This is a genomic window from Spirochaetota bacterium (assembly GCA_038043445.1).
Taxonomy (GTDB): domain Bacteria; phylum Spirochaetota; class Brachyspiria; order Brachyspirales; family JACRPF01; genus JBBTBY01.
Genome location: JBBTBY010000166.1, coordinates 1 through 5,543, shown reverse-complemented (window position 1 = coordinate 5,543; position 5,543 = coordinate 1). Strand labels below are relative to the sequence as shown.

At 55.3% G+C, this 5,543-nt stretch carries 6 protein-coding genes; 1 reads left to right on the top strand and 5 read right to left on the bottom strand.

The features are described from left to right. The 5 genes from AABZ39_20385 to AABZ39_20365 all read right to left on the bottom strand — a co-directional run. Positions 1-298, bottom strand: a 298-nt coding sequence (locus AABZ39_20385; protein ID MEK6797144.1) for a hypothetical protein, incomplete at its 3' end; no start/stop codon positions are given. Between the two features lie 2 nt (positions 299-300). Then, positions 301-1,275, bottom strand: a complete 975-nt coding sequence (locus AABZ39_20380; GenBank protein MEK6797143.1) for a sugar phosphate nucleotidyltransferase — start codon at positions 1,273-1,275, stop codon at positions 301-303. 28 nt (positions 1,276-1,303) lie between these two features. Continuing rightward, positions 1,304-2,524: a 6-phosphofructokinase gene (locus AABZ39_20375; GenBank protein ID MEK6797142.1), complete on the bottom strand. Its 1,221-nt coding sequence runs from the start codon at positions 2,522-2,524 to the stop codon at positions 1,304-1,306. 86 nt (positions 2,525-2,610) lie between these two features. Then, the gene (locus tag AABZ39_20370) at positions 2,611-4,251 is read right to left on the bottom strand and encodes a VWA domain-containing protein (protein MEK6797141.1); all 1,641 of its coding nucleotides are present in this window, start codon (positions 4,249-4,251) and stop codon (positions 2,611-2,613) included. 107 nt (positions 4,252-4,358) lie between these two features. Continuing rightward, positions 4,359-4,859, bottom strand: a complete 501-nt coding sequence (locus AABZ39_20365; protein MEK6797140.1) for a hypothetical protein — start codon at positions 4,857-4,859, stop codon at positions 4,359-4,361. A gap of 97 nt (positions 4,860-4,956) precedes the next feature. On the opposite strand from AABZ39_20365, the gene msrB reads away from it, so the two are divergent. After that, the coding region (gene msrB, locus AABZ39_20360; GenBank protein ID MEK6797139.1) for a peptide-methionine (R)-S-oxide reductase MsrB at positions 4,957-5,543 on the top strand (587 nt) is incomplete at its 3' end.

The window sequence follows — 5,543 nt, the reverse complement described above, 5'->3', positions numbered from 1 at the left end:
TGACATAGACCGAGGTGTAGATGCCGCGCGCGGAGAGATCATCGTGGGACGGCTCCATCACTGCATCGATATTCCCTGCAGTGTCCTTTCCCGCCCGACGGACGAAATGGAGCTGGCTTTTGAACGGCTTCTCATCGAGTTCTTTTATCTTTCGAAGCTTTTCCTCGACGGATATATCGCTTTTTATTATCTCATTGACCGTGCTCTCGAATTCGGGTGAACGCTTGTGACGCAGCAGCGCGCCAAGTTCAACATACAATTCTCGCGTGCGGTCGGTATCGGGTGAAGGGTTTGCCATTGCTACCCGCTTGAGTATTCGCTGAGATTAACGCTTTCCTTTAAACGGCGGCATTCGCCGTGCGCTGATATGATGCTTCGCGTCAAGACCGCTTCGCTCACGGTGGCGCCTTCGTCGATGATGGCATTATCGATGACGCTCTCCCGTATCACGGCGTTCCTGCAGACATAGACATAGGGCCCGACCACCGAACGCTCAATGACGGCCCCGTCCTCGATGACGACCGGGGGGACGATGGTCGCATTGCGTACATGCGCATTGCCGATGCGGTTCTCGATGAGCATGCGGTTCGTATCGAGCGTAGCGTTCTTCGTGCCGCAGTCGAACCACTGCGATATCGGGAATACGGTGAACTGCTCGCCCGCTTCCACCATTTTTCCGAGCGCATCGGTGAGCTGGAACTCGTTCTTGGTCCGGATATTATTGGTAATGATGTAGTCGAGCTTGGTGAACAGCGGCGATGCCTTGACGAGATAGTAGATGCCCACCAGGGCGAGCCTCGAAACAGGCTCCGACGGCTTTTCAATAAGCGCTTTTACCCGTTCTCCGTCCATCACGGCTACGCCGAAGCGGCTCGGATCATCGACCTCATACACCCCGAGGGAATTTATCTTTTTAGCGATGACCGAGGCGAGATCGCCCTTGAATATCGTATCGCTCAGGATGATGAGTATCTCATCATCTTTGCGGACATGATCGCGCGTGAGCGATATGGCATGGCCGAGTCCCTGGGATTCCGCCTGAATGACGAACGATGTCTTCAACGATGGATATGTTCTTGCGATGTAGTCGCGTATCATGTCGCCGAGATGGCCGATGATGAAGATCACCTCATCGACATTCGGCAGCGTGAGTATCTCCGCCATGATAAGGTCAATCATACGGGCACCCGCGACCGGGAGAAGCGGCTTGGGCTTCGTTATCGTATGCGGGCGAAGACGGCTGCCCATGCCCGCCGCGGGAATTATCACTTTCATGTGCGTGGCCGCTCCCTTTCCATCGCCCTTATATCTTGACCGGTATCTTTTTGAGCTTGCCGACCGCCGGGAGCGTTCCCACGAGCGGCGCAAGATATTTCACGAACGCCGGCGTCACATCATTGCCTGCCGCGCTGAGGAAATCATCGGGCATATGGCGTGTGACCTTGGCAACTTTGCTGAGTTCCGTGCGCACGAATTCGGATGCGTACTTCTTGCCGCCCGTCCGCTTGATCGATATTGAGCCGTCGATGCTGCCGGAAGTCGCAAGCTTTGCCGCTTTCATGCCGACGCCGCGAGCCTCCTTCGCATCGATGGGCGATACTATTCCCGCGAAGCAGCGCTGTGCATAGCCTAAGGTATCGCTGCGTATGCGGAGCTTTTTCTGACCGGTATAGACGGCCTTTACTTTCGACACGAGGTGATCGCCGAGGGCGCCGGAACCGGAAAGCTGCTTGTTCCCGTGCGAATCCACTTCGTCGATGAGGGCGTCCGCGACCGGCTTTCCCGTGGCCTTATCGACGATGCCTTCCGAGCATGCAACGACGCAGCGGCCGAGCTTTTCGTATACCGAGAGTATCTGCCCGGTGAACTCATCCATGGTGACCGGGCGTTCCGGGACATAGATGAGATGCGGTCCTGAGTTCTTGTCCCTGGCATCGCGGGCGAGTGCGCTCGAAGCCGTGAGCCATCCGGCGTTGCGCCCCATGACGATATCGATCTTGATGCCGGGAAGCGACAGATTATCCAGGTCATTGCCCATGAACGACTGTATCACATATTTCGATGCGCTCGCATATCCGGGGCAGTGATCGGTCTCGCGCAGGTCATTATCTATGGTCTTCGGGACATGATACACGCACAATTCATATTTTCGATCGCGGGCTATCTTATTGATGATGTCCGCAGTTTCCGCGGAATCGTTCCCGCCGATATAGAAATAATACCGGATATTGTGTTTCTTGAACACTTCGAACACGTGTTCGCATTCGTCCTGCTTCGGTTTATGTCGGCAGCTGCCGAGCGCCGATGAGGGTGTGCCGGCCACGAGCGCGAGATTTGCCGCGGTCTCACGGCCGAGATCGACGAATCGCTCGCCGAGTATGCCGTCGACGCCGTTCAGTGCCCCGTATATTTTACCGACGTTCTTGCTCTGCTTTGCGCCGAGCACCACGCCGACAAGACTTTGATTGATGACCGCCGTCGGGCCGCCGGATTGACCGACGATAAGATTTCCTTTCGCTGCCATGAACTCTCTCCTTAGGAATTGAACTCGTGCGCGATTATATATCGCATATATATGACGTCAAGGAGATGTGGAGGAGACTTTTTATTCTACCAATCGGCATTATCCGGCGATCGCACGGCCGGTTTCTTCCCTGTCGCCGGGGGAGGGGTTTCCTTTTTGGGTTCTTCCTTCTTCGGCTCGGCCTTTACGGGCGGTTCATCCTTCTTCGCCGCACCTTCGTCCTTCGGTGTGCTGTTATCCGCTTCACCCATCCCGTCGCCCTTGGTGTCGTCAGGAGGGGCTTCTTTCTTCGTTGCCGGTCCTTTATTGTCAGCCCCTTTTGTGTCGGTGGGCGTGCTTTGCGTTCCGGTGTCCGATGGTTTTGTTATGGTCGTATTCGTCGCGGCGGGAAGTGTCTTATCCCCCGGGGCTGTCGTTTCATCGACCCTCGGTATTGTCGTATTCGTCGCAGTTCCTATCGTTTTTGGGGCTTTCACATCGGCGGCGCTTTCATCTTTTTTCGGGACTGTCGTGGCCGTATCGGCCTCGGTTTTTACCGGCAGTTTCGGCTCGCTTACGACAGCGTCGACCTTTTTCGGGGCGGTCTTTGCCGGCGGCTTTGTCTCGCTTATGACCGCATCGACTTTTTTCACTGCGGCTTTCGGTGCGTCCTTCTGCGGCGTCGCTGCATCGCCGGGAAGCCCGAGGAGGAACACTTTCACATCGACACCATCGGCTTTCGTGCTCTCGATGATGGCGTCGACCTTTGCAAGGCTCCTTTCATGCGGCGGCGCATCGCCCATGACGATGATGACGCGCTTTGACGCTTTGAGATCGAATGCGGTGAGCGCTGCTTCGATAGCTTCGAGCACGGCTTCCGGTTCGTCGTCACCGCCGGTGGTCTTCATCGTGTTCAGGTTGCGGATGAACTCATCGCGTTTTGTCGTGAACGGGAAGGGCTTGGTGAGGAATTCCGAGCTGTAATCGCGGTAGAGGAGGAGCCCGGTGCGCACCGATGAATGCTTTTTGTAGAGCGCATCGAGAATGGCGCTGATGTTCTCTTTAAGCACGGCCGCATCATCGGCCATGCTCCCGGTATCGTCGATGACGAAGACAACATCGATGTCGCCTCCGGCGGTCTTGTCTATCACGGCATAGAGATGCTTCGGTATATCGGCGGCGGTGCGCGGCATGATGAGCTCGCCGCCGGTACGTTCGGCGATATCGGCGTAGGTGCGGAATTTTTCAGGCGTAACGGGTTTCGGCTTCGGCGCGGCGGTCACGGGCGTCCGCGTGATGATGCGCGGCAACGGCTTCGCTTCACGCGGCGAGAGCTTGAAATGTACGGGCGGCGTATCGGCATTGCCGTTCTCATCGATGACATTGATATAGACATCACGCTCGAGCGCGGCACGATCGAAATACACTTTCAATTTCATACGGTGCCCGAGAACGCTGTCATGCTCTTCATCGGTCATCACACCGACCGCGTCGCTCTTGTCGCTCCCCCACATGATGGGAAGCAGGCGATACACGTCTCCGGCAAGCGAGTCGCGATAATAGAAATGCTTCGGCCTGTCATGTCCGCCCGTATAGCTGATGTAGAGCGCGAAGGTATCGTAGCGGTTCTCCACGTGTTCGAGCGTAAGGGAAGGGCGGTTCACGTTCGAAATGCCGGCAACTGGGCCGTTGAATATGCCGAATACCGGCAAACATGAGAGTGCTATGATGAATGCATGATTTCGCATAATTATGGTATATTATCGTGTTTTCAAGGCGTAATGTTTAGAGCGGGGATCGTATCCAAGGAGCACGGGGCTTAAGCCCCGTGTTCTCTCAACCGGTCCGCGGATGCTCAATAATTAAGATATATGCGGAAATAATCGCGCCGCTCCGCCACTTTCCGCCCGGCGGAAGGGGATATCTTGAGGAACATGTCCAGTTCGTGATATATCTTCTTCCCGAATGCCACCTCATTGGACATATCTCCCTTGGCAACAGCGTCATTATACTTGCGTTTATAGCAGGTAGCGAGATTATAGATGGAGTCGGGGTCTTTGCGGAGCGCAAGCGCCCGTTCATAGGCATGGATACGCGCGTCGATATCCGACTCCGGGAGGAGCATGGCATGATACGTGTACACCGTCCCGATGGTAGCATAGGAACGATTGGTCCTGAGCGCCTTAATATCCATCTTATCGAAGCCGTCGACGGCACGCTGTATCTCATCCCTGGCGGACAGGAGCGATCCCCTGTTGGTGATATTCACCTTTGTGACAGGGTAGAGGAGGGGGGCGACGGCATCGGCCGCTGCAAGGAGCGGGCATAAAAGCAGGAATAGGGATATACGCAGCATTGCCTAGATTATCGAAACATTCTATAATAATTACATCACAAATTTCCGGTTTGACAACCATCGACGGTTTATTAGTTTGGACATAAGGAGTCGCGGTATGAAACGATTAGCGGTCCTTCTCACGGCGCTCAGCCTTATCCTCGGAGCGGGGCCTGCCTTCACCGCGGATGCAAAAGGTGATAAAGGAGCTCCTATGTCCAAAGAAGATATCAAGAAAAAGCTTACCCCCGAGCAATTCCGTGTCGTCTGCGAGGCGGGCACGGAGCCGGCGTTCAAGAACGCATATTGGGACAATAAAAAGCTTGGCATCTATGTCGATGTCGTTTCCGGCGTACCGCTCTTCAGCTCCACCGACAAATTCGATTCCGGCACCGGCTGGCCGAGCTTCATGCGCCCGATACGAGCGGATGCCGTAAAAGAAAAGAAGGATATGTCGTACGGCATGGCACGCATCGAGGTGAAGAGCACATCGGCGGATTCGCACCTCGGACATGTGTTCAATGACGGACCGCAGCCGACCGGAATGCGCTACTGCATCAATTCTGCATCGCTCAAATTCATTCCCGTTGAAGAAATGGCGGCAAAGGGCTACGGGGAACTCCTTTCGCTCTTTCCCGGATATGCCGACGCAAAAAAGAAACCTCGCGCGATGGAAAAGGCGACGTTCGCCGCCGGCTGTTTCTG